Annotated in this window: 23 protein-coding genes and 1 pseudogene; 11 read left to right on the top strand and 13 right to left on the bottom strand. The window is 71.9% G+C overall.

Annotated elements, in window-relative coordinates:
• Positions 1–52: 52 nt before the first annotated feature.
• From ABZT06_RS06440 to ABZT06_RS06425, 4 genes are all read right to left on the bottom strand, one after another.
• Complete coding sequence (locus tag ABZT06_RS06440; protein ID WP_355735754.1) at positions 53–406, bottom strand: UBP-type zinc finger domain-containing protein; 354 nt, start codon at positions 404–406, stop codon at positions 53–55.
• Positions 403–1,857, bottom strand: a complete 1,455-nt coding sequence (locus tag ABZT06_RS06435; protein WP_355735751.1) for an ATP-binding protein — start codon at positions 1,855–1,857, stop codon at positions 403–405. Before ABZT06_RS06435 ends, ABZT06_RS06440 begins: the two co-directional genes overlap by 4 nt.
• Positions 1,854–3,530 (bottom strand): FAD-dependent oxidoreductase, encoded by a 1,677-nt coding sequence (locus ABZT06_RS06430; RefSeq protein WP_355735749.1) that lies wholly within the window; start codon positions 3,528–3,530, stop codon positions 1,854–1,856. The genes ABZT06_RS06435 and ABZT06_RS06430 overlap by 4 nt, the downstream gene beginning before the upstream one ends.
• Before the next feature lie 119 nt (positions 3,531–3,649).
• Positions 3,650–4,003 carry a VOC family protein gene (locus ABZT06_RS06425; protein ID WP_355735746.1) on the bottom strand — a complete coding sequence of 118 codons (354 nt, stop codon included), beginning with the start codon at positions 4,001–4,003 and terminating at the stop codon, positions 3,650–3,652.
• A gap of 60 nt (positions 4,004–4,063) precedes the next feature.
• On the opposite strand from ABZT06_RS06425, the pseudogene ABZT06_RS06420 reads away from it, so the two are divergent.
• A pseudogene (locus ABZT06_RS06420) lies at positions 4,064–4,931 on the top strand (universal stress protein).
• A gap of 1 nt (position 4,932) precedes the next feature.
• Here ABZT06_RS06420 and ABZT06_RS06415 read toward each other — a convergent pair.
• The 3 genes from ABZT06_RS06415 to ABZT06_RS06405 form a co-directional block, all read right to left on the bottom strand.
• Positions 4,933–6,174, bottom strand: coding sequence for a DUF4032 domain-containing protein (locus ABZT06_RS06415; RefSeq protein WP_355735743.1), 1,242 nt, complete (start codon positions 6,172–6,174; stop codon positions 4,933–4,935).
• A 41-nt stretch (positions 6,175–6,215) separates the two neighbouring features.
• Positions 6,216–6,962, bottom strand: a complete 747-nt coding sequence (locus tag ABZT06_RS06410) for an MBL fold metallo-hydrolase (RefSeq protein ID WP_355735741.1) — start codon at positions 6,960–6,962, stop codon at positions 6,216–6,218.
• A 341-nt stretch (positions 6,963–7,303) separates the two neighbouring features.
• On the bottom strand, positions 7,304–7,933 hold the full coding sequence (locus ABZT06_RS06405) for an alpha-ketoglutarate-dependent dioxygenase AlkB (RefSeq protein WP_355735738.1): 630 nt from the start codon (positions 7,931–7,933) through the stop codon (positions 7,304–7,306).
• Between the two features lie 115 nt (positions 7,934–8,048).
• Between ABZT06_RS06405 and ABZT06_RS06400 the strand changes: the two genes are divergently transcribed.
• A complete protein-coding gene (locus ABZT06_RS06400) occupies positions 8,049–8,675 on the top strand; it encodes a TetR/AcrR family transcriptional regulator (RefSeq protein WP_355735735.1) in 627 nt (208 codons plus the stop codon).
• A gap of 17 nt (positions 8,676–8,692) precedes the next feature.
• A complete protein-coding gene (locus ABZT06_RS06395; protein WP_355735732.1) occupies positions 8,693–10,366 on the top strand; it encodes an FAD-binding dehydrogenase in 1,674 nt (557 codons plus the stop codon).
• 182 nt (positions 10,367–10,548) lie between these two features.
• Here the strand turns inward: ABZT06_RS06395 and ABZT06_RS06390 are convergent, their stop codons facing one another.
• Positions 10,549–11,292 (bottom strand): nucleopolyhedrovirus P10 family protein, encoded by a 744-nt coding sequence (locus tag ABZT06_RS06390; RefSeq protein WP_355735729.1) that lies wholly within the window; start codon positions 11,290–11,292, stop codon positions 10,549–10,551.
• Between the two features lie 86 nt (positions 11,293–11,378).
• Here ABZT06_RS06390 and ABZT06_RS06385 point away from each other — a divergent pair, with 86 nt between their 5' ends.
• From ABZT06_RS06385 to amaP, 5 genes are read left to right on the top strand one after another with little or no spacing between them, the layout of a single operon-like run.
• Positions 11,379–11,843 (top strand): Asp23/Gls24 family envelope stress response protein, encoded by a 465-nt coding sequence (locus tag ABZT06_RS06385; RefSeq protein ID WP_355735727.1) that lies wholly within the window; start codon positions 11,379–11,381, stop codon positions 11,841–11,843.
• Positions 11,844–11,879: 36 nt separating this feature from the next.
• Complete coding sequence (locus ABZT06_RS06380; protein ID WP_020121359.1) at positions 11,880–12,074, top strand: hypothetical protein; 195 nt, start codon at positions 11,880–11,882, stop codon at positions 12,072–12,074.
• Positions 12,071–12,505, top strand: coding sequence for an Asp23/Gls24 family envelope stress response protein (locus ABZT06_RS06375; RefSeq protein ID WP_355735724.1), 435 nt, complete (start codon positions 12,071–12,073; stop codon positions 12,503–12,505). Before ABZT06_RS06380 ends, ABZT06_RS06375 begins: the two co-directional genes overlap by 4 nt.
• The gene (locus tag ABZT06_RS06370; RefSeq protein WP_355735722.1) at positions 12,502–13,188 is read left to right on the top strand and encodes a DUF6286 domain-containing protein; all 687 of its coding nucleotides are present in this window, start codon (positions 12,502–12,504) and stop codon (positions 13,186–13,188) included. The genes ABZT06_RS06375 and ABZT06_RS06370 overlap by 4 nt, the downstream gene beginning before the upstream one ends.
• A 5-nt stretch (positions 13,189–13,193) precedes the next feature.
• Entirely contained in the window at positions 13,194–13,772 is a 579-nt protein-coding gene (amaP, locus tag ABZT06_RS06365; protein ID WP_355735719.1) for an alkaline shock response membrane anchor protein AmaP, read from the top strand.
• Between the two features lie 9 nt (positions 13,773–13,781).
• On the opposite strand, the gene ABZT06_RS06360 is transcribed toward amaP, so the two are convergent.
• Genes ABZT06_RS06360 through ABZT06_RS06340 form a run of 5 tightly spaced genes read right to left on the bottom strand, consistent with a single transcriptional unit; the run spans position 13,782 to position 18,758 of the window.
• Positions 13,782–14,537, bottom strand: a complete 756-nt coding sequence (locus ABZT06_RS06360) for an SDR family oxidoreductase (protein WP_355735717.1) — start codon at positions 14,535–14,537, stop codon at positions 13,782–13,784.
• A gap of 5 nt (positions 14,538–14,542) precedes the next feature.
• Positions 14,543–16,327: a glycoside hydrolase family 15 protein gene (locus tag ABZT06_RS06355; RefSeq protein ID WP_355735714.1), complete on the bottom strand. Its 1,785-nt coding sequence runs from the start codon at positions 16,325–16,327 to the stop codon at positions 14,543–14,545.
• A gap of 33 nt (positions 16,328–16,360) precedes the next feature.
• Positions 16,361–16,672: a hypothetical protein gene (locus ABZT06_RS06350; protein ID WP_355735711.1), complete on the bottom strand. Its 312-nt coding sequence runs from the start codon at positions 16,670–16,672 to the stop codon at positions 16,361–16,363.
• On the bottom strand, positions 16,669–17,229 hold the full coding sequence (locus ABZT06_RS06345) for a sigma-70 family RNA polymerase sigma factor (RefSeq protein WP_355735708.1): 561 nt from the start codon (positions 17,227–17,229) through the stop codon (positions 16,669–16,671). The genes ABZT06_RS06350 and ABZT06_RS06345 overlap by 4 nt, the downstream gene beginning before the upstream one ends.
• Positions 17,226–18,758 (bottom strand): sodium:solute symporter family protein, encoded by a 1,533-nt coding sequence (locus ABZT06_RS06340; RefSeq protein WP_355735705.1) that lies wholly within the window; start codon positions 18,756–18,758, stop codon positions 17,226–17,228. The genes ABZT06_RS06345 and ABZT06_RS06340 overlap by 4 nt, the downstream gene beginning before the upstream one ends.
• A gap of 189 nt (positions 18,759–18,947) precedes the next feature.
• Here ABZT06_RS06340 and ABZT06_RS06335 point away from each other — a divergent pair, with 189 nt between their 5' ends.
• From ABZT06_RS06335 to ABZT06_RS06325, 3 genes are read left to right on the top strand one after another with little or no spacing between them, the layout of a single operon-like run.
• Positions 18,948–19,163 carry a DUF3311 domain-containing protein gene (locus ABZT06_RS06335; protein ID WP_037708068.1) on the top strand — a complete coding sequence of 72 codons (216 nt, stop codon included), beginning with the start codon at positions 18,948–18,950 and terminating at the stop codon, positions 19,161–19,163.
• Positions 19,164–19,212: 49 nt separating this feature from the next.
• Positions 19,213–21,363 carry a carbon starvation CstA family protein gene (locus ABZT06_RS06330; RefSeq protein WP_355735701.1) on the top strand — a complete coding sequence of 717 codons (2,151 nt, stop codon included), beginning with the start codon at positions 19,213–19,215 and terminating at the stop codon, positions 21,361–21,363.
• On the top strand, positions 21,360–21,572 hold the full coding sequence (locus ABZT06_RS06325) for a YbdD/YjiX family protein (RefSeq protein WP_355735698.1): 213 nt from the start codon (positions 21,360–21,362) through the stop codon (positions 21,570–21,572). The genes ABZT06_RS06330 and ABZT06_RS06325 overlap by 4 nt, the downstream gene beginning before the upstream one ends.
• The last annotated feature ends 92 nt before the right edge of the window (positions 21,573–21,664 follow it).

Raw genomic sequence — 21,664 nt, 5'->3', positions numbered from 1 at the left:
CACAGACGGCCCGCATCCGCCGGCAGACGGACCGCACCGAGCTCCTGGGCGCTCAACGCCGCAACACCCGCGCCCAGTCGGAAGGCACCCGCCCCTCAGGACCCGGCGCCGGCTGGCCCGCGGGATGACTTCCCGGCCCCGCCAGCTCCGGCCCCGCCTCGAACATCTCGTTCGTCTCGAAGTTCCAGAACCACTCCTCACCCGGCTCGAAGCTCTGCACCAGAGGATGTCCCGAGTCCCGGAAATGCCCCGTCGCGTGCTGCCCGGGTGAGGAGTCGCAGCACCCCACGTGCCCGCACTGCGCGCACCGCCGCAGATGGAACCACCAGCCACCCGCGGCGTCGCACTCCGCGCACCCGTCCCCGCTGGGCGGCACGCTCGGGTCGATGCCCTTGATGTCGGTCATTCCGGCTCCTCGGTCGAGTTGTCCACGGCGGTCAGCGGAAGCAGCACCTGGAAGCGGGTGTCGCCCGGCGAGGACTCCACCTGGAGCGTCCCGTGGTGCTTGTTGACCACGATCCGCCAGGAGATGTCGAGTCCGAGCCCCGTCCCCTCGCCCACGGGCTTGGTGGTGAAGAAGGGATCGAAGATCCGCCCGCGGATGTCCGGCGGCACCCCGGGCCCGGTGTCCCGGAACTCCACCAGCAGCCGGTCGTGGTCGAGCGCGGTCCGGACGGTCAACGTCCCTTCCTCACCTACGCTGTTGATGGCCTGCACCGCGTTGTCGATCAGGTTGGTCCACACCTGGTTGAGCTCGGCGGGGTAGGCAGGGATCCTTGGCAGCGTCCGGTCGTAGTCCTTGACGACCTTGATCTGCTGCCCGATCTTCCCCGACAGCATCAGCAGCGTGCTGTCGAGGAGTTCGTGCACGTCGGCCACCTGATAGGGCGCCCGGTCCAGCTGGGAGTACTGCTTGGCCGCGTCGACGAGGTGCGAGATCCGGGCCGTGGAGTCGTTGATCTCGTCCATCAACAGCTCGGTCTCGACGGTGTAGTTGAGCCAGCCGATCGCGTTCGGCAGGATCTCCTCGCCCACGGTCGCCGCGACCTGGTCGAGCCAGTCCTCGTCGAGGCCGCCCTGCACGAAGGTCGGCGCGATCCGCCAGCCGTCCTGGATGCCGTGGTCGTCGAGCCAGTCGCTGAGCAGGTCCTCCCGGTCGGAGGCCTCCAGCGGGCTCAACGCGGGTGCCTTGGCGACGCGTTCGGCCGTGCGCTCCTGCATGTCGATCAGGTTGGCCATCACCTCGGGGCTGTAGGAGCCCTGGGCGATGACGGCGAGCTTGTGCCGCATCTTGCCGACCCGCTCCCGCAGCGTCGCCGTGGCCCGTACGGCCGCCGCGGCCGGGTTGTTGAGCTCGTGCGTGAGACCGGCCGACAACGAGCCGAGCGCCAGCAGTCGCTCCCGCTGCCCGATGGCCCGCTGGGTGTTCTTCGAACCGAAGAAGAGCCCTTCCAGCAGATGGACCGCCATCGGGAACCATTCCTGCATGAAGGCCGCGAACGTCTCCGAGGGCAGGACGAAGAACCGCGAGGGTTCCGTGACCCGCATGGAGCCGTTGTAGGTCTGCTGCACCCGGTCACCGAGGTACGCCTGCATGGACCCGGCGTACACGCCGCGCTGCGAGGTGCGGTTGATCTCCACGTCGTCGCCGCCGACCCGGCGGGAGAGCACCACCGTGCCTTCCAGCATGACGTAGAAGCAGGTGGCGGGTTCACCCTCGGTGTAGACGGGCCCGGGCTCGAACCGCTCCACCCGGCCCGCGCTGCACAACTGCCCGAGCTGCTCGGGGGAGAGCTTCTCGAACAGGAACAGCGAACCGATCTCCCCAGGACTGCACGGCATCGGCTGCCCGCTCACGACTGCTCCAGATACCGGTGGACGAGCATCACTGCCATGGCTCCCTCTCCGACGGCGGACGCGACCCGCTTCGCGGACTCGGCACGCGCGTCGCCCGCGACGAACACGCCCGGAACGTTGGTCTCCAGGTGGTACGGCGGCCGGTCCAGCTCCCAGTCCGCCGGCGGCCGCCCGTCGGGGGTGAGGTCGGGCCCGGCCAGGATGAACCCGTGCTCGTCCCGCAGCACCGTGCCGTCCAGCCAGCCGGTCAGCGGGGCCGCGCCGATGAACACGAACAGCCACTGCGCGTCGACGAGTTCGGTCTCCCCGGTGTCGACGTCGCGCAGGGTCAGCTGCTCCAGGTGGTCGGAGCCGTGCGCGGCCTCGACGACGGTACGCGCGCGGACCGAGATGTTGGGAGCTTCCTCGATCTGCTGGATCAGGTAGTGCGACATCGACGCGGACAGGTCCGGACCGCGCACCAGCAGGGTCACCGACTTGGCTCCCCGGGACAGGTACATGGCGGCTTGCCCGGCCGAGTTGGCGCCGCCGACGATGTAGATGTCCTGCCCCTGGCAGCCGGCAGCCTCGGTCAGCGCCGAGCCGTAAAACACCCCGCACCCGGTCAGGTCCTTGCAGCCCGGCGCGTCCAGCTGCCGGTACGACACACCGGTCGCCAGGATCACGCTGTGCGCGGCCACCGCCGACCCGTCCGAGAAGCGCACGGTGCGGGCCGCGCCGTTGACCTCCAGACCCGCCACCTCACGGGCGGTGAGGATCTCCGCCCCGAACTTCGTCGCCTGCCGACGGGCCCGGTCGGTGAGCTGGCCGCCGGACACACCGTCGGGGAAGCCCAGGTAGTTCTCGATCCGCGAACTCTGCCCTGCCTGCCCGCCGGTCGCCGAGCGCTCCACGAGCACGGTCCGCAGCCCCTCCGAGGCCCCGTACACCGCGGCGCCGAGCCCTGCCGGACCGCCGCCGATGACGACGAGGTCGTAGAAGTCGGCGGTCGGGGTGGTGGCGAGGCCCACGTGGGCGGCCAGGTCGGGTGCCTCCGGCTCGACCAGCGGTTCGCCGTCCGGGGTGATCACCACCGGTAGCCGCTGCCCGTCCTGCCCCGCCGCGGCCAGCAGCCGCTGCCCCTCGGGCTCGTCCCTGGAGTACCAGCGGTACGGCACCTGGTTGCGGGCCAGGAACTCCCGCACGTCCGAAGATCGCGCCGACCAGCGGTGTCCGATCACCTTCGTGGCGGGCACCGGCCGGTAGTCGCTGCACCGCCACGCCTCCAGCAGGTCGTCCAGGACCGGGTAGAGCTTCTCCTCGGGCGGGTCCCACGGCTTGAGGAGGTAGTGGTCGAGGTCGACGACGTTGATCGCGTCGATCGCCGCGCTGGTGTCCGCGTACGCCGTCAGCAGCACGCGGCGGGCGCCCGGATACACGTCCAGGGCCTGTTCCAGGAACTCGATGCCGTTCATCTGCGGCATGCGGTAGTCGGCCAGGATCACCGCCACGAGGTCGCCGCGCAGCTTCAGCTCCCGCAGCGCCTCCAACGCGGACTCACCGGACTCCGCACGCACGATCCGGTACGACTCGCCGTAGCGCCGCCGCAGATCGCGGGCGACGGCACGGGACACCCCCGGGTCGTCGTCCACGGTCAGGATGACGGTCCGCGCCGATTCGGCGGCCTGTGCCATGCGTCTCCCCACCCGGGCGGTCGGTCGGGGCACGGCGCCCCCCGTGGTCACCGGCCCGGTCCCGCCCATCGTATGTTCGATCGCCCGGCTACGCGCAGGTATGGCTGACCCTGCCGGGGTCAGGCTCGGCGCTCGCCCAGCACGCAGAACTCGTTGCCCTCGGGATCCATGAGCGTCACCCACGGCTGCTCGCCCTGGCCCACGTCCGCGTGCCGAGCGCCCAGGGCGAGGAGACGGGTGACCTCGGCGTGCTGGTCGTCCGGACGGAAGTCGAGGTGGAGCCGGTTCTTGACGCTCTTCGGCTCGGGCACCGGCACGAAGAGTAGCCCCGGCGTGCGGTCCTTCTCGGGGCGGATCTCGAACTCGTCCGGGGCGTCCCCGACCACCACCCAGCCCAGCGCCTCGGCCCACCAGCGTCCGAGGGCGGCGGGATCCGCCGAGTCCACGATGACTTGCTCCCATTCCAAGGCCATGGAACCAGCGTAGTGAAGACTGGACCTCACGCACGTGACCGCGAACAGGGAGGCCACCGCATGACCCGCCCGATCACCGCAGGGATCGACGGAACCGAGGAGAGCCTCGCCGCGCTGGGCCGCGCGGGAGGCGGTCCGGCGAGGCGTGGCGCTACGGGTGGTGCACGCGTGGCGGTTCCAGCCGTACGAGGGGATCGACGCGGGGGACCGGGACACCCAGGAGGGCTGGGCGCGGGACGCCATGGCCGAGGCGGTCCGGGCCGTCACCGGGCTGCACACCGGGCTCGACGTGGACACCGACCTGGTGGAGGGCGGCAGTGTGGACGTGCTGCTCGCCGCCGCGGACGACGCCGGACTGCTGGTCCTGGGTTCCCGCGGGTACGGCCCGGTGGTCGGCTTCCTGCTGGGCTCGGTGGGCCAGCAGGTGATCGCCGAGGCGACGCGGCCCGTGGTCCTGGTGCGGGCCGGTGACCAGGCCACCGCGGAGGTCTCGGGGCGCGAGATCGTCGTGGGCCAGGAGGGTGACCCGCAGGACAGCGCCGAGGTGCTGCGGTTCGCCTTCGAGACGGCGGCGGCACGGGGAGCGGCCGTGCGTGCCGTACGGGCCTGGACGCTGCCGCCGGTGTTCGCCTACAGCCCGGGCTCGCTCAAGCTCCTCGACGAGGCCGGAGGGCTGGAGCCGTACGAGAAGAGGGCCCTGGCCGCGGCGCTCCAGCCGTGGCGGGACCGGTTCCCCGACGTGCCGGTCGTCGAGCACGTGGAGATGGGCAGCGCGGGCCAGGTGCTGCTGTCGGTGACCGCGCGGGCCCAGCTGATGGTCGTCGGCCGCCGGGCCCGCCGTACCGCGGTGGGGGCCCGGATCGGGTCGGTCGCGCACGGGGTGCTGCACCACGCGGACTGCCCGGTGGCCGTGGTGCCGCCCGCCTGAGTCAGTCCGCCGTGGCGGGGGTCGGCTGGAGCGTCTCCCTGGCCTTGGGAAGGATGTTGGTGATGTAGTCGTCGACCGCCGTGTCGATCCCGATGTCGTGCTGGGCCCGCTCGGACAGGTACCAGCGGTGCTCCAGGAGCTCGTGGTAGATCTCGGCCGGGTCCATCGACCCGCGCATCTCGAGCGGCACGGCCCGCACGGTGGGCCGGAAGACGTCCCGCACCCAGCGGTGGGCGAGGACCTCCGGGCGGGCGCCGAGCGGGTCGCCCGGGGCGTAGTCGTCCTGGGTGGCCATCCAGCTCTCCAGGTCGTTCAGCAGCCGCCGGGCCTGGTTCTCCTCGGTGTCCAGGCCCGTCAGGCGCAGGAGCTGGCGCTGGTGGTGACCCGCGTCCACGACCTTCGGCACGAAGGTGACCGTGTCGCCGTTCGGCGCGTGCTCGATCTGCATCTCGGCCACGTCGAAGCCGAGTTCGTTGAGCCGGCGGATCCGGCGCTCGATGAAGTGGTACTTGCCCGCCGGATACACCGACCTGCGGGTCAGCTCCTCCCACAGGCTGCCGTAGCGCGAGCAGATCTCCATGCCGAACTCGATCGCGTCCACCGAGGGGTGCAGCGCCCCGGAGGCCTCCAGGTCGAGCAGTTCGCCGCTGATGTTCACCCGGGCGAGGTCCAGGTCGTAGTCCCGCTGCCCGGGGCTGAGCTGCGGGTGCAGGTCACCGGTCTCGGCGTCCACCAGGTAGGCGGCGTAGGCGCCCGCGTCGCGCCGGAACAGGGTGTTGGACAGGGAGCAGTCGCCCCAGGCGAACCCGGCCAGGTGCAGCCGCACCAGGAGGACGGCCAGCGCGTCCATCAGGCGGTGCATGGTGGCGGGCCGCATGGTCGTCTCGAACATCGAGCGGTACGGCATCGAGCCGCCCAGATGCCGGGTGACCAGCACCGACTCCAGCGGGGCGTCCTCGGCGTCGGTGCGCCCGGTGACCACGGCGAGCGGGTCGACGGCGGGTATGGCGAGCCGGTCGAGGTCCCGCAGCAGCTCGTACTCGCGCAGCGCCGGGCGCTCGGCGAGCTCCTTCACGGCGATGACCTCGTCGCCGGCGCGGGCGTAGCGCACCACGTGGCGGGATATACCGCGCGGCAGCGGAACCAGGACCTCTTCCGGCCACTGCTCCAGCGGCAGATGCCACGGCAGTTCGAGCAGGAGCGCGGGGTGCTCCGGGTTCGTCGCGCTGATCTGCAGGGCCATGGCTGGTCTGTCCTTGTCTCGCCGGTGATCGTCACCTCACCTTAGAGCGCGCGGTCCCTGGCCTGAAGTGCCGCTTCACGGACTGGACCGCGGTGCACCGGTCCGTGCCCCGGCAGCAGCACATCGCCCTCCAGCTCCGCGAACACGTCCAGCGACGCCACGGCACGCGCGCGTTCGTGGTGGAACATGTCCGGAAGCAGCTGGGGCCCCTTGATCCGCGAGGTGGGGTGACCGCTCACCAGGCCGTCGCCGGAGATCACCACGCCGCGTTCGGGGAGGTGGAAGGCGCAGTGCCCGTCGGTGTGACCCGGTGTGTACACGGGGACCGGGCGGCCCGGCAGATCGAGGGCGCCGTCCGCCGGGAAGGGCTGCGGGGAGACGACCGGAACGTGGGCCGTGCCGCCCACGCGGATCGCGTGCACCGCCCACGGCAGCACACCGGGGCGCCAGCCGTTCTTCAGGACCGTCCCGACGGAGACCTGGTGCAGGAACTCCCGCCGTGCGTGCGGCACTTCGGCCTCGTGCAGGTAGACCGGCGTGCCGTAGGCGGCGCGCAGGTACTCGGCGGACCCCAGGTGGTCGTTGTGGGCGTGCGTGATGAGGACCGCGGTGAGTGCCTCCGGCGAACTCCCCACCTCCGCGAGGGAGGCAAGCAACTGCTCCCGGTCGCCCGGGTAGCCGGTGTCGACCAGCGTGGCGGAGCTTCCCTCGGTCAGGATCACCCAGTTGGTGTTGCTGCCGTGCACCAGATAGGTGCCGTCCGCGACTTGCTGCACGCCCGCGCTCATGATCGCCCCGCCCGCTGAGTCCCTGCCCGACGGCACACAGCAAAGCAGACGCTCAGACGATCCGGAGCGGCGGGTACCGGTCTTCCAACGGTCAACTTCCAGCGGCCAGTTCAAGCGCTCGACCACCATGGTGACGGGGCTGCCTCCGGCACCGTCCGCGTGGCTGCCGTGCCTGGCGCGCGGCACGGTAGGTGAGGGGGAGGCGTCTTTCGTCAGCCGTACTGACACCACGCGGCTTTTCGCCGATTCTCCCCGTCCGACCCCCGGGGGGACGGGGCTGCCTCCGGCACCGTCCGCCGGAGGCAGCCCCCGCGCGCGGCCGAAGCAGCCGCCTCTCTGCCTCAGCGCACGCCGTGCGGGCGGAATTGGATGCTGATGCGCGGCCCCGTCGCGCGCGTGGACTTCGGCACGCAGTGCTCCCAGGTGCGTTGGCAGGAGCCGCCCATCACGATCAGGTCGCCGTGGCCCAGCGGCCGCCGCAGGGTCTCCCCGCCGCCGCGAGCGGGCCGCAGCAGCAGATCGCGCGGCGCGCCCACGGAGAGGATCGCGACCATGGTGTCCTGGCCGGCGCCCCTGCCGCCCCGGTCGCCGTGCCAGGCGACGCTGTCCCGGCCGTCGCGGTAGTAGCAGAGCCCGGCCGTGGTGAACGGCTCGCCGAGCTCGTCGGCGTAGTGCGCGGTGAGCGCCTCGCGGGCCTCGGTGAGCACGGGATGCGGCAGTTTGTCGTCCACGCCGTAGAACGAGAGCAGCCGTGGTACGTCGACGACGTGGTCGTACATCGTGCGGCGCTCCGCGCGCCACGGCACCTCGGCGGCCAGCTGTTCGAACAGAGCGTCCGAGCCGCCGAGCCATCCGGGCAGGACGTCGATCCAGGCGCCGTGGGCGAGCCCGGTACGGCGGATTCCGTCGAGCGGGCCGAGCCGGAGCTGGTCGGTCTGGTCGAACAGGGAGCCCTGGAGGTGCGCGGTCATGGATCCAGCCTACTCCTGATTCGAAAATCTGTTCCCATGAAGTGCGCCGAGGTGTTCGACCCTTTCGATACATCGATGTATCGGATACATTCCTGTATCGAACGGAGGGCCGGAGGTGACGGTGGAGAACACGACCAGGCGTGTGACCAGGCGTCGGGTCCGCACGCGTGCCAATCTCCTGGACGCGGCCTTCGCGGTGTTCGCCGCCAAGGGCTTCGGCCGGGTGTCGATCGAGGAGGTCTGCGAGGCCGCCGGATACAGCCGCGGTGCCTTCTACTCGAACTTCGACAGCCTCGACGAACTCTTCTTCGCGCTCTACCAGCAGCGCGCCGACCTCATCGCCGACCAGGTCTCCGGGGCCCTCGCTCTCGACGGGCCCGGCCTCGACGTGCCGGCCGCCGTCGACCGGGTCACCGACGTGCTGCTCCTGGACCGGGACTGGCTCCTGGTGAAGACCGACTTCCTGGTACACGCCGCCCGCGCCCCCGAGGTCGCCCGGACCCTGCTCGAACACCGGGCCCGGCTCAGGCGGGCGATCGCCGACCGACTGGCACGCACGCGTGGGCACGCCGAACTGCCCGCCGTCCTGGGCGACGTCGACAGTGCCGCCCACGCCGTGGTCGCCGCCTACGACGGGGTCACCGTCCAACTGCTGCTGGACGCGGACGTGGAGCGGGCCCGCGTCTGGCTGAAGCAACTGCTCACCGCGCTGCTCACCGACGGCAGCGACACCACCGTATGAGGGAAGGGACGGTCGCCATGGATGCCGACGTCATCGTCGTCGGAGCGGGGCTCGCGGGCCTGGTCGCCGCGCACGAGCTCACCAGCCGCGGCAGGAGGGTCGCGCTGGTCGACCAGGAGAACGCCGCCAACCTCGGCGGCCAGGCGTTCTGGTCGTTCGGCGGGCTCTTCCTCGTCGACTCCCCGGAGCAGCGGCGCCTGGGCATCAAGGACTCCTTCGACCTCGCCTGGAGCGACTGGCAGGGCAGCGCCAAGTTCGACCGCCTCGACGACGAGGACTCCTGGGCGGTGCGCTGGGCGCGTGCCTACGTCGAGTTCGCGGCGGGGGAGAAGCGGTCCTGGCTGGAGGGGCACGGCATCAAGTTCCTGCCCACCGTCGGCTGGGCCGAGCGCGGCGACCTCACGGCCCACGGCCACGGCAACTCCGTGCCCCGCTTCCACGTCACCTGGGGCACCGGCACCGGAGTGGTCGAGCCGTTCGTCGACCACGCCAAACAGGCCGCGCGCGACGGATTGCTGACCTTCTACCACCGCCACCAGGTCGACGAGCTCGTCGTCGAGGAGGGCGCCGCCCGCGGCGTGCGCGGCACGGTCCTCGCCGAGGACAACTCCGCGCGCGGGGTCGCCTCCAACCGCGACCGCGTCGGCGACTTCGAACTCACCGCCCGGGCCGTCGTCGTCACCACCGGCGGCATCGGCGCCAACCACGACATCGTCCGCCGCTACTGGCCCGAACGGCTCGGCACTCCGCCCGCCGAGATGGTCACCGGCGTCCCCGCCTATGTCGACGGCCGGATGCTCGACATCAGCGCGGGCGCGGGCGTCCGCCTGGTCAACCGCGACCGCATGTGGCACTACACCGAGGGCATCCAGAACTGGGACCCGATCTGGCCCGGCCACGGCATCCGTATCCTCCCCGGCCCCTCCTCGATGTGGTTCGACGCCCTGGGCCGCCGACTGCCCGAGCCGTACCTGCCCGGCTACGACACCCTCGGCACCCTCAAGCACCTGCGCACCACCGAGGACATCGCGGAGCACGACCACTCCTGGTTCATCCTCACCCAGAAGATCATCGAGAAGGAGTTCGCGCTCTCGGGCTCCGAGCAGAACCCCGACATCACCGCCAAGGACCGCGCGGGCTTCCTCAAGGAGCGCATCCTCGGCAAGGGCGCGCCGGGACCGGTGGACGCGTTCCTGCGCAAGGGCGCGGACTTCGTGACCGCCCCCGACCTGGAGCAGCTCGTCGAGAAGATGAACGGCCTGACGGACAAGGCGCTTCTGGACGCCGCCTCGATCCGCCGCCAGATCGAGGCCCGCGACCTGCAGATCGCGAACTCCTACAGCAAGGACGCCCAGGTCCAGGGCATCCGCAACGCCCGCCGCTACATCGGCGACCGCCTGGGCCGGGTCGCCACCCCGCACCGCATCCTCGACCCGGCCGCCGGTCCCCTGATCGGCGTCAAGCTGCACATCCTCACCCGCAAGACGCTCGGCGGCATCCAGACCGACCTCGACTCCCGCGCCCTGGGCACCGACGGCAAGCCCCTCGACGGTCTGTACGCGGCGGGCGAGGTCGCCGGCTTCGGCGGTGGCGGTGTCCACGGCTACAACGCGCTGGAGGGCACCTTCCTCGGCGGCTGCCTCTTCTCCGGGCGCGCGGCGGGGCGGGCGGCGGCGAAGCAGGTCGGCTAGGGCCTGTCCGGCGGATCATGCCGGCGTCGCGGGGCCGGGCACGCCCGTCTGCCGCGTTGTCGTCACTCGCCGACGCTCCGCGTCGACTCCCTCCTCCGCCTTGCAGCCAGACGCACCCAGCCCCGCTCACCTGCACCGAGCAGCACCGTTTCTTGCAGCCGGCCTGATCCGCCGGACAGACCCTAGGGCGTGTCCGGCCACAGGTCCTGAGCCGCCGCCACGGCTGTCACCAGCACGGCCACCGTTGGATGATCCGGTAGCGCGGCTCCCACGGCGGCGCGGACCGCCCGGGCCACGTCCAGGGCCCGGCGGTCCGTGCCCACCGCCAGTTCGACGCGGACATGGCGGCGCGGCAACGAGCCGTCCCCGGTCGCACGGTCCGAGATGTGCACCGGCGGCCCCAGCAGACCGGTCAGCCGGCCCACCCCGGGCACCGCCAGCGCGGCGACGGCGGCGAGGGCCTCGTTGCCGTGCTCCGTCTCCGCGGGACGCGGCGGCTCGGGCGCCGGTACGGGGGAGGGCGCCGCGTCCTCGTCCAGCAGGGCCGTCACGCGCAGGTCCACCTCGCCGAGTTCCAGCCCCAGCGCCCCGGCCGCCGCCCCGGCGAGCGCCGTGCGCAGCCGCTCGGCCGTCACCGGCAGCGGTTCCGCGGGCGTGGCCCCGAACTCCGCCGCGAGCCGCAGCGGGCCCGGCGGCAGTGCGCCGGGAGGCGGCGGGACGGCGGGCTCGTGCGTGTCCTGCGGATCGGCGAGCCCGATGCGCACCGTGTCCAGCCGTACGCCCCGAAGACCCGCGGCGGCATTCCACAGCACCGCCCGGGCCGCCTCCTCGGAGATCCACGCGCCGTCACGCGGCCCGCCCAGGGGCAGCAGTCTGCCCAGCCCCAGCTGATGCCGCACGCTCCGTGCCCATTGCTCCGCCGTCATTACTCCAGCCTGCCGCATCTCCGGCGCGCGATCGCGCAACCGCGCTTACGGTGGTCGAAGGAGGACGAGCGAAAGGGGTGACGGCGATGACCGACATGACGCAGGGCACCGAGGTGGACCCGCAGGCACAGGTCCGGAAGACCACCAGGCGCGGCGGCGGCGACCCGGCGACCCGCGGGCGTACCACCATCGCCGACGGGGTCGTCGAGAAGATCGCCGGACTCGCGGCCCGCGACGTCCTCGGTGTCCACGCCATGGGCAGCGGACTGAGCCGCACCTTCGGGGCGGTGCGGGACCGGGTGCCCGGCGGTTCCAAGTCCGCCACACGCGGGGTCAAGGTGGAGGTCGGCGAGGTCCAGACGGCGCTCGACCTGGAGATCGTCGTCGACTACGGCGTCTCGATCTCCGACGTGGCCAAGGCGGTGCGGGAGAACGTCATCGCCGCGGTGGAGCGGATGACCGGCCTGGAGGTCGTCGAGGTCAATGTCGCGGTGAGCGATGTGAAGCTGCCCGACGAGGAGGACGAGGAGCCGGAGTCCCGGCTCCAGTAGCCGCACCACATCTGAAGGACCTTTAGGGAGCGCACGATGAGCATGGCCGTGGTCGGCATGATCGCCGGCATGGCGCTGGGCTTCGCAGGGTATTTCGGCGGGTTCGGCGCCTTCCTGCTGGTGGCGGCGCTGGGCGCCATCGGCTTCGTCGTCGGCCGGTTCCTGGAGGGGGACCTGGAGATCGGCGACTTCTTCCGTACCCGTGACGACCGCCGCGACCGGCGGCCATGACGTCCGTGAGCAGTGAGAACGGCAGAGCGGTCGAGCTCCGCGGGCCCCTGACCGCGACCGCCGTCGCGCCCGGGGACCGAGGGGCGACGAGGATCGCCGACCGGGTGGTCGCGAAGGTCGCGGGACAGGCGGCCCGCGAGGCGCTCGGAGAACTCCCCACCGAGGCCGAGCCTCCCTACGCCACCGTCGTCGTCCTTCCCCACTCTCGGCTTCGCTCTAGCGGGGGGACCCCCACCGAAGTGGCGCGCGTCCGCATGCACCTCGAACTCGACTACCCCTGCGACATCGGAGCGCGTTGCCGAGAGGTGCGTCAGCAAGTGGTCGAGCGGGTAGTCGCGTTGGTGGGCATGGAGGTGTCGGAGGTGACGGTCCAGGTGGAGCGGCTGCATCCGGCACAGGCGCACGGCGCGGCACAGGGGAGGACGCGATGAGCGAGCCCCAGGGCTCCGAAGGCACCACACAACGACTGCCGGTCATCGAGAAAGAGGCGGAACCGGACCAGCGCGACCAGTCCGCGTCGGCGGCCGCGTACGGGCCACCACCCGTCCCCGAGGACGGGGCCGGCGGCGGCGAACGCCGTTTCTGGTCGGCGCGCCGGGTCCCGGCCGGCATCGTCGCCCTGCTGCTCCTGCTCGTCGCGGCGATCTTCCTGTACGACATCGCGGCCGTCCGGGCCCACCGGCCGGCCATGCACTGGCGCCGCGAACTCTCCCGGCAGCTCGCCGAACGCCCCCTGGACGACACCTGGGTCCTGATCGGCGCCGGCGTCGCCGCGGCCCTGGGCCTGTGGCTGCTCGTCCTGGCCATCACGCCGGGACTGCGCAGCCTTCTCCCGATGCGCCGCACCCACCCCGACGTCCGCGCCGGTCTCCACCGGGACGCGGCCGCCATGGTGCTGCGCGACCGGGCCATGGAGGTGGCCGGCGTCCAGGCCGCACGCGCACGGGTGAGCCGGAAGAAGGCCGACGTCCGCGCGGTGTCCCACTTCCGTGAACTGGACGACGTACGCGCCGACCTGGACGTGACCCTCACCGAGGCGATCAGGGGACTGGGCCTGGCCCGGCCCCCCGCCCTGTCGGTGCATGTGGCGCGGGCGACCCGGAAGAAGGGCTGAGGCCGATGCTCAGGACCGTCAACCGCGTACTGATCGGCCTGGTGGGGCTGGTACTGCTTCTCGTCGGCGGCTCGGTGCTCGCCGTGGGCCTCGGCCTGAACCCGCCGTCCTGGTGGATCCACGACGGCCAGCACGACGTCCTCCTCAGCGACGCGGAGCGCACCCGCTGGGACGGTGAGGGCTGGTGGTGGCCGGCGGTCATCGCCGCACTGGCACTCGTGGTGCTCCTGACCCTGTGGTGGCTGACGGCCGTACTGCGCAGGCGCCGGCTCACGGAGGTACGCGTCAACACCGGCGACGGTGAGGGCGCGCTGCTGCGGGGCCGGGCGCTGGAGGGCGTACTCGAAGGCGAGGCAGCCGAGTTGGACGGCGTCCACCGGGCCCACGCCCACCTGACCGGTCGCCCGGACGCCCCCGGGACCCGCGTGCGACTCCTGCTGGAACCCCACGTGGACCCGGGAACGGCCCTGAACCACCTGACGACAGCGGCGTTGACCCACGCCCGCAACTCGGCAGGCCTCGACTCACTGCCGGCGGAGGTCCGCATGACCGGCGTCAAGCACAAGGCGGAAAGGGTCAGTTGAGGAACCCGGCTAGAAGCCGTGCCTCATACCCCCGTCGACCGGCAGCATGACCCCGGTCAGATAGGAAGCAGCCGGCGACAACAAGAACGCCGCCACCCGCCCGAACTCCTCGGGCGCCCCGTACCGCCGCAACGGAATCCGGGACTCGTTCGCCGCCCGCGTGGCCTCAGGATCGGCCGACATCCCGTCCAGCTCGCGCACGCGATCCGTGTCGATACGGGAGGGCAGCAACCCGACGACCCGGATCCCCCGCGGCCCCAACTCGTCCGACAGTGACTTCGCGAACCCGGCGAGCCCGGGCCGCAGCCCGTTGGAGATCGTCAGCCCCGGGATCGGCTCATGCACCGACCCCGACAGCACGAACCCGATCACGCCCCCGGCCTCCAACTCCGCCGCGGCCGCCCGAGCCAGCCGGACCGCCCCGAGGAACACGGACTCGAACGCGGACTGCCACTGCTCGTCCGTGTTGTCCGCGACGAAGCCGGGCGCAGGGCCGCCCACGCTGATCAGTACGCCGTCGAAGCCGCCGAAGTTCTCCCGCGCGGCGGCGATCAACCGCTCCGCCGTCGACGGATCGGCGTTGTCGACGCCCACGCCCACCGCGTTCGGCCCCAACTCCGCCGCCGCGGCCAGCGCACGCGTCTCGTCCCGCCCGGTCACCACGACCTTCGCCCCGTCCGCGACCAGCGAACGCGCGGCCGCGTTGCCTAGCCCGCGGGTCGCTCCGGTGACGACGTACACCCGGTCCTTCAGTCCAAGATCCATGGCCCCTATCCTGCCTCCTCGCCCCCGAACAGAGTGAGGGCGGTGTTCACCAGACCGATGTGGCTGAACGCCTGCGGGAAGTTGCCGAGCTGCGCGCCGGCCACGGGGTCGTACTCCTCGGACAGCAGGCCCACGTCGTTGGCCAGCCCCAGCAGCCGTTCGAAGAGGTCCCGGGCCTCCTTCGTACGGCCCGTCATGTGGAGCGCGTCGGCGAGCCAGAACGAGCACACCAGGAAGGTGCCCTCGCCGCCGGGCAGCCCGTCGACGGGGGTCTCGTCGGCGCTGTACCGCCGTACCAGTCCGTCGTGGTCCAGCTCCGCGCGGATCGCGTCGATGGTGCCGACGACACGGGGATCGTCGGGCGGCAGGAAGCCGGTGCGCGGGATCAGCAGCAGGGAAGCGTCGAGTTCGCGCGAGCCGTAGTACTGGGTGAAGGTGTTGCGTTCGGGGTCGTAGCCCTTCTCGCAGACCTCGCGGTGGACCTCCTCGCGCAGCGCGCGCCAGCCGTCGAGGTCGCCGCTCAGATCCGGGAAGGTCTCCAGGGAGCGTACGGCGCGGTCGGCGGCGACCCACGCCATGACCTTCGAGTGGACGAAGTGGCGGCGGCCGCCGCGCACCTCCCAGATCCCCTCGTCCGGCTGCCGCCAGGAGGACCGCATGAAGTCCAGCAGAACGCTCTGCAGGGACCACATGTGCGCGATGGCGGGCAGGCCCGCCCGCCGGGCCAGCGACAGCGAGTCCATGACCTCGCCGTACACGTCCAGCTGGAGCTGCTTCACGGCCTCGTTGCCGATGCGTACGGGCCTGGAGCCGCCGAAGCCGGACAGCCACGGCAGCTCGAACTCGGGCAGCCGGCGCTCGCCCGCGACGCCGTACATGATCTGGAGGTCGGCCGGGTCGCCGGCGACCGCGCGCAGCAGCCAGTTCCGCCAGGCCTCGGCCTCCTCCAGGTAGCCGCACTGCACCAGGGCGGCCAGGGTGAGGGTGGAGTCGCGCAGCCAGCAGTAGCGGTAGTCCCAGTTGCGCACCCCGCCCATCTCCTCCGGCAGCGAGGTGGTGGCCGCGGCCACGATGCCGCCGGTCGGCCGGTAGGTGAGCGCCTTCAGGGTGATCAGGGAACGGACCACGGCGTCCCGGTGCGGACCGTCGTAACGGCAGCGCGCCGCCCACGCCTGCCAGTCGGCCACGCTGCTCTCCAGCGCCTCGAAGGGATCGGTCAGCGCCGGGCGCGGCTCGTGCGAGGGGTGCCAGGTGAGGACGAACCCGACCTTCTCGCCCGCCTCGACCGTGAACTCCGAGAGCGTCGCGAAGTGCTCGCCCCAGGTGCGTACCGGGGGCTCGCTGCGCAGCCACGTCGCGTCGGGCCCCGCGACGGCCACCCGCTGCCCGTCCGACCTGCGCACCCACGGCACGATCGAGCCGTACTCGAAGCGCAGCCGGAGCGTGCTGCGCACGGTGACCCGGCCGCTGAGCCCCTCCACGACGCGTACGACGTCGGGGGCGACGTCGCGCTGCGGCATCAGGTCGGTGACGCGCACCGCGCCCTCGTCGGTCTCCCACTCGGTGTCCAGGACGAGGGTGCCGGGGCGGTAGGCGCGCCTCGTGCACCGGTCCGCGTTCTTCGGAGCGACCCGCCAGTGGCCGTTCTCCTCGTCCCCGAGCAGCCTGGCGAAGCAGGCCGCCGAGTCGAAGCGGGGCAGGCACAGCCAGTCCACGGAGCCGTCCATGCCGACCAGGGCGGCGGTCTGCTCGTCGCCGATGAGGGCGTAGTCCTCGATACGGGGGTGCACGCAGTGCGGTTTCCCGGCAGGCCGGGCGGGCAATCAGGGGTGGGGCCGGGGGAGTGACGCCGCCGTGCCCGTTCCGGTGTTCGAGAAGATCACCCCCGGGTGAGCGGGGGCCTGGTTCAGTACCCACAGTCCGATCAGCGTCGCCAGCGCGAACACGACCGCGATGAGCACGGCGAGGACGAGCCGTCGGCGGCGCTCGCGGCGCAGCCAGTCGCCGCGCGCCGTGCGATAGGCGTCGGGGGCCGCGTGCACCCCGCCCGCCAGCGCGGCGAGGGCCTCCTGGAGTTCCCGCTCGGTGCGGTCCGGACTCGCGTCGTGCGAGGGAGTCGCGTCTCGGTGCGTCATCGCCGGGCCTCCATCGCCTGGGTCAGGGCGGCCAGGCCGCGTGAGGTGTGGGTTTTCACGGAGCCGCGGGAGATGCCCATCGCCGAGGCGATCTCGCTCTCCTTCAGCCCGAGCCAGTGCCTGAGCACCAGTGCCTCGCGCTGCCGGGCGGGCAGCTCCTGGAGCGCGTCGATGAGGACGCGCTGGTCGTCGTGGAGGAGCGCGGTGCTCTCCGCGGAGGCGACCAGTTCGGTGGAGGGCGCCTCGACGTGCCTGCGCGCGACCTGGAGGTGCCGTATCCGCATCCGGGTCAGATTGCAGACCGTGGAGCGCAGATAGGCCTCCGCCGCCTCGGCGTCCCTGAGGCGCCGCCACTTCCGGTAGATCTGGTAGTAGGCCTCGGCGACCACGTTCTCCGGGTCGTCGGCGCCGAGCAGCACGGCGAGGCGGAGCATCGAGGCGTAGTGCAGCTCGAAAAGGCGGGCCACACCGGCCTCGCGTTCCAGCTCGGCCGGGTCGGCCGCGGCGGGGGCGAGCGGGACGGGCACGGGGGTGCCCGGTCTCAGATGCTGTCTCACGGGTTGTTCGCTCCCGTCTCGGGGCGCCGCCTGACGGTCAGGCGCGACGGTAGGTCGGTCAGGTCGGCGCCACGCGGGACGCCGAGCCGTTCGAGGGCCGCGGTCCCGGCCAGGGCGACGGTCAGATTCAGCAGGAGGGCGACGAGACCGGCGTAGATCTGGAATGGTCCAGCGCCGATCGACGAGAAGCCCTCGCGGACGACGAGGAAGGTGCCGGTCAGCATGCCCGCGCCCCATCCGGTGAGCAGAGCCCGCGGATGCAGCCGCCCGGTGAACAGGCCCACGGCGACGGCCGGGAAGATCTGCAGGATCCAGACCCCGCCGAGGAGCTGGAGGTTGACGGCGTCCTGGTCGCGCAGCCCGAACACGAACGCCACCGCGCCCACCTTCGCCGTCAGCGACACCGCCTTGGCGATCCGCACCTGCCGCTTGGGGGTGGCCGTGGGGTGCACGTACTCGACGTAGACATTGCGGACGAAGCTGGTGGCCGCCGCGATCGACATGACCGCGGCCGGGACCAGCGCCCCCACGGTGATCGCGCCGAACACCAGTCCGGCCAGCGGCCCCGGCATCAACCGGTCCACCAGCATCGGTACGGCGGTCTCGGCGCCGCCCTCCGGCGCCCGCACCCCGGCCGCGAGTGCCGCGATACCGAGGAACCCGAAGAGCGCGAGCAGCCCCGTCCAGGCGGGCAGCGCGACGGCGACCTTGCGCAGGGTGCGCGGTCCGTCGGCGGCGAACCCTGCGGTCAGGACGTGCGGGTACATCAGCAGGGCGAGCGCGGAGCCGAGGGCGAGGGTGGCGTAGGCGGGCTGCTGCGCGGGGGAGAGGAGCAGGGCCGGGGCGCCCAGCCGCTCGGCGGCCCCGTCGAACACCGCGCCCGGTCCGCCGAGCCGCTCCAGGACCAGCCAGGTGACGGCCGTGAGGGAGACGAAGACCGCGACCGCCTTGAGCGCGGAGATCACGGTGGGCGCCCGCAGCCCGTGCCGGTAGGTGGCCACCGCGAGTCCCGCGAACAGCGCCACCATCACCAGGTCACCGCTCGCGCCCCGCGGGTACACGCCCCCGGCGGTCAGTACCGCCCGTATCCCGAGCAGTTGCAGCGCCAGGTACGGCATCGTCGCCAGGATCCCGGTCAGCGCGACCACCAGGGCCAGCGGCGGCGAGCCGTAGCGGCCGCGCACGAAGTCGGCGGCGGTGATGTAGCCGTGCCGCCGGGCCACCTCGCCCAGGCGGCTGAGCAGCACGAAGGCGATCGGGCAGACGATCACCGTGTACGGCACCGCGAAGAAGGCGGCCCCGCCGTTGCCGTACGCGAGGCCCGGTACGGCGGTGAAGGTGTAGGCGGTGAAGATCGTGCCGCCGAGCAGCAGCCAGGTCCACACCGGGCCGAGGCTGCGGTCGGCCAGCGCCCAGCCCTCCAGGGACGGCAGCCGGTCGCTCGGGCGCAGCCGGCGCGCGGTCACGGCGAGCAGCGACGCTCCGCCGATCACGGCGAGGAACGTCGCGGTCATGGCGCTGTCGGCCATGGTCACCGTCCTTGGTGTGCCCCGGGTGTGCTCGCGGGGATGGCTGTGCCCTCGCGCATTAGTTGCGCGGGCCGCCGGTTCGGATGACGGACACCGGCGAGAAATCTCCTCGGAATTGGCTGTCAACCGTCCGCGGGAGGTGGGCAACTCTTGCACAGACCGACAGCGATGGGGAGAGGAGCGCAGGTCATGGCACGGACCGGTCATCACCGGCTACGGCGCGTCGCGATCGCCGTACTGCTTCTCGCACCCGCCGCGGGACTGCTGTGGGTCCCGATGTACGCCGGTGCGGAGCCGCGCCTGGCGGGCACACCGTTCTTCTACTGGTACCAGCTCGCCTGGGTGCCGGGGTGCGGTCTGTGCCTGCTCGCCGCGTATGCGCTGTCGGACCGACATCGCCGCTGAGCCCTTCTTGCACCGTCTGATCTTGCACCGTTCCTGGTGAGGAGCCGCCATGCCCGAAACCGTCCTTCAGCCTGCCCTCGAGGCGCCTGAAAAGTCCCGTATGTCACATCGGTCGATCCTTTTGTGGGCCGTCGTCGCGCTGCTCGGCGCGGTCGCCTGGGGCGTGCTCGCGCTGGCCCGGGGCGAGAAGATCTCCGCGGTCTGGCTGGTCGTCGCCGCGCTCGGCTCGTATGCGATCGCCTACCGCTTCTACTCCCGCTTCATCGCCCGCCGCGTCCTCAAACCGGACGACCGCCGCGCCACCCCGGCCGAACGCCTCGAAGACGGCGTCGACTTCCACCCCACCGACAAGCGGGTCCTCCTCGGCCACCACTTCGCCGCGATCGCGGGCGCCGGACCCCTGGTCGGCCCGGTCCTGGCGGCCCAGATGGGATACCTGCCCGGCACCCTGTGGATCGTCGCCGGAGTGATCTTCGCGGGCGCGGTGCAGGACATGGTCGTGCTGTTCCTGTCGATGCGCCGGGACGGCACGTCGCTCGGGCAGATGGCCCGGGACGAGATCGGCCGCGCGGGCGGCGCGGCCGCGCTGATCGCGGTCTTCGCCATCATGATCATCTTGCTGGGTGTGCTGGCCCTGGTCGTGGTCAACGCCCTCGCCCACTCCCCGTGGGGCACCTTCTCCGTCGCCATGACCATCCCGATCGCCCTGTTCATGGGCTTCTGGATGCACCGCATCCGCCCGGGCCGGGTCGTCGAGACCAGCTTCATCGGCGTCGCGCTGCTGCTGCTCGCGATCGTCGGCGGCAGCTGGGTCCAGAACTCCTCCCTGGCCTCCGCCTTCACCCTCAGCCCGACGACCCTGGTCTTCTGCCTCGTCGGCTACGGCTTCGTGGCCTCGGTCCTGCCGGTCTGGATGCTCCTGGCCCCCCGCGACTACCTCTCCACCTTCATGAAGATCGGCACGATCGCGCTGCTCGCGGTGGGCGTCGTGGTCGCCGCCCCGGTGCTGCGCGCGGACGCGGTGAGCGACTTCGCGACCTCGGGCGCCGGGCCGGTGTTCGCGGGATCCCTGTTCCCCTTCCTGTTCATCACCATCGCCTGCGGCGCCCTGTCCGGCTTCCACGCACTGGTCTCCTCCGGTACGACACCGAAACTGATCCGGAAGGAGTCACAGGTCCGCATGATCGGCTACGGCGCCATGCTGATGGAGTCGTTCGTCGCGATCATGGCGCTGATCGCCGCGGCGACCCTGGAGCCCGGCCTGTACTACGCGATGAACGCCCCGGCGGGACTGCTGGGCGCCACGGCCGAGTCGGCGTCCCACGCGGTGGCCGGCCTCGGCTTCACCATCACCCCCGACCAGCTGACCCACGCGGCCAGGGCGGTCGAGGAACAGTCGCTGATCGCCCGCTCCGGCGGCGCCCCGACCCTCGCGGTCGGCATGTCGGAGATCTTCTCCGGGGTGTTCGGCGGTACGGCCATGAAGGCCTTCTGGTACCACTTCGCGATCATGTTCGAGGCGCTGTTCATCCTGACCACGGTCGACGCGGGCACCCGGGTCGGGCGCTTCATGCTCCAGGACATGCTCGGCAACGTGTGGAAGCCGGTCGGCCGGGTCAACTGGAAGCCGGGCATCTGGCTGTGCAGCGCCCTGGTGGTCGCGGCCTGGGGTTACTTCCTCTACACCGGCGCCACCGACCCGCTCGGCGGGATCAACCAGCTCTTCCCGCTCTTCGGCATCGCGAACCAGCTGCTGGCAGCGATCGCGCTGGCCGTCTGCACCACGGTCCTCGTCAAGTCCGGGAAGCTGCGCTGGGCGTGGGTCACCGGGATCCCGCTGGCCTGGGTGGTCGCGATCACCTTCACCGCGGGCTGGCAGAAGATCTTCTCCGACGATCCGCGGGTCGGGTTCTTCGCCCAGCGCGCCAAGTACGCGGACGGCATCGACGCGGGCCAGGTGCTCGCACCCGCCAAGACCCTCGACGATATGCACACGGTGGTCACCAACTCCACCGTCGACGGGGTGCTGATCGCGGTGTTCCTGCTGCTGGTCGCGGTCGTGCTCGTCAACGCGGCGGTGGTGTGCGTGCGGGCGGTCCGGGCGCCGGGGGCCCTGCCGACCACCGAGGCGCCGTACGTCGAGTCCCGGATCGACGTGCCCGCGCGGGCCGGTGAGGAGCTCGTGGGAGTGCGTTCGTGACCGTGACCGTTACGGCGGCGGTGGCGGTACGGCGGTGGGCGGGGGGCGTCCGGTGGTACCTGCGGGAGCTGACCGGGGAGGCGGAGTACGACCGCTACTGCGGGCGGCACCGGCGCCACCATCCGCTCGCGCCGGTACCGACCCGGCGGGAGTACGAGGTGCTGCGCACACGGCACCGGGAGGCCCATCCGCAGGGGCGGTGCTGCTGACGCCGTTCGACGCCGATGGCGCCTTTTGCCGCGGCTCGCGGGGCGGGCGCACCGCCCGCCCCGTACGCCCTCGAGACTCACCCCGGGACCGA

The sequence above is a fragment of the Streptomyces sp. NPDC005483 genome (assembly GCF_040606035.1).
Taxonomy (GTDB): Bacteria; Actinomycetota; Actinomycetes; order Streptomycetales; family Streptomycetaceae; genus Streptomyces.
Note: the sequence above shows the minus strand (reverse complement) of the source record. Positions and strands in the feature narration are given on the sequence as shown.

Excerpts from the sequence above, each read along its gene's own strand:
- ABZT06_RS06440 (WP_355735754.1), bottom strand. The coding sequence starts at position 406 with ATGACCGACATCAAGGGCATCGACCCGAGCGTGCCGCCCAGCGGGGAC.
- ABZT06_RS06430 (WP_355735749.1), bottom strand. The coding sequence starts at position 3,530 with ATGGCACAGGCCGCCGAATCGGCGCGGACCGTCATCCTGACCGTGGAC.
- ABZT06_RS06425 (WP_355735746.1), bottom strand. The coding sequence starts at position 4,003 with ATGGCCTTGGAATGGGAGCAAGTCATCGTGGACTCGGCGGATCCCGCC.
- ABZT06_RS06415 (WP_355735743.1), bottom strand. The coding sequence starts at position 6,174 with ATGGCCCTGCAGATCAGCGCGACGAACCCGGAGCACCCCGCGCTCCTG.
- ABZT06_RS06410 (WP_355735741.1), bottom strand. The coding sequence starts at position 6,962 with ATGAGCGCGGGCGTGCAGCAAGTCGCGGACGGCACCTATCTGGTGCAC.
- ABZT06_RS06405 (WP_355735738.1), bottom strand. The coding sequence starts at position 7,933 with ATGACCGCGCACCTCCAGGGCTCCCTGTTCGACCAGACCGACCAGCTC.
- ABZT06_RS06395 (WP_355735732.1), top strand. The coding sequence starts at position 8,693 with ATGGATGCCGACGTCATCGTCGTCGGAGCGGGGCTCGCGGGCCTGGTC.
- ABZT06_RS06390 (WP_355735729.1), bottom strand. The coding sequence starts at position 11,292 with ATGACGGCGGAGCAATGGGCACGGAGCGTGCGGCATCAGCTGGGGCTG.
- ABZT06_RS06385 (WP_355735727.1), top strand. The coding sequence starts at position 11,379 with ATGACCGACATGACGCAGGGCACCGAGGTGGACCCGCAGGCACAGGTC.
- ABZT06_RS06380 (WP_020121359.1), top strand. The coding sequence starts at position 11,880 with ATGAGCATGGCCGTGGTCGGCATGATCGCCGGCATGGCGCTGGGCTTC.
- ABZT06_RS06375 (WP_355735724.1), top strand. The coding sequence starts at position 12,071 with ATGACGTCCGTGAGCAGTGAGAACGGCAGAGCGGTCGAGCTCCGCGGG.
- ABZT06_RS06370 (WP_355735722.1), top strand. The coding sequence starts at position 12,502 with ATGAGCGAGCCCCAGGGCTCCGAAGGCACCACACAACGACTGCCGGTC.
- amaP (WP_355735719.1), top strand. The coding sequence starts at position 13,194 with ATGCTCAGGACCGTCAACCGCGTACTGATCGGCCTGGTGGGGCTGGTA.
- ABZT06_RS06360 (WP_355735717.1), bottom strand. The coding sequence starts at position 14,537 with ATGGATCTTGGACTGAAGGACCGGGTGTACGTCGTCACCGGAGCGACC.
- ABZT06_RS06350 (WP_355735711.1), bottom strand. The coding sequence starts at position 16,672 with ATGACGCACCGAGACGCGACTCCCTCGCACGACGCGAGTCCGGACCGC.
- ABZT06_RS06340 (WP_355735705.1), bottom strand. The coding sequence starts at position 18,758 with ATGGCCGACAGCGCCATGACCGCGACGTTCCTCGCCGTGATCGGCGGA.
- ABZT06_RS06335 (WP_037708068.1), top strand. The coding sequence starts at position 18,948 with ATGGCACGGACCGGTCATCACCGGCTACGGCGCGTCGCGATCGCCGTA.
- ABZT06_RS06330 (WP_355735701.1), top strand. The coding sequence starts at position 19,213 with ATGCCCGAAACCGTCCTTCAGCCTGCCCTCGAGGCGCCTGAAAAGTCC.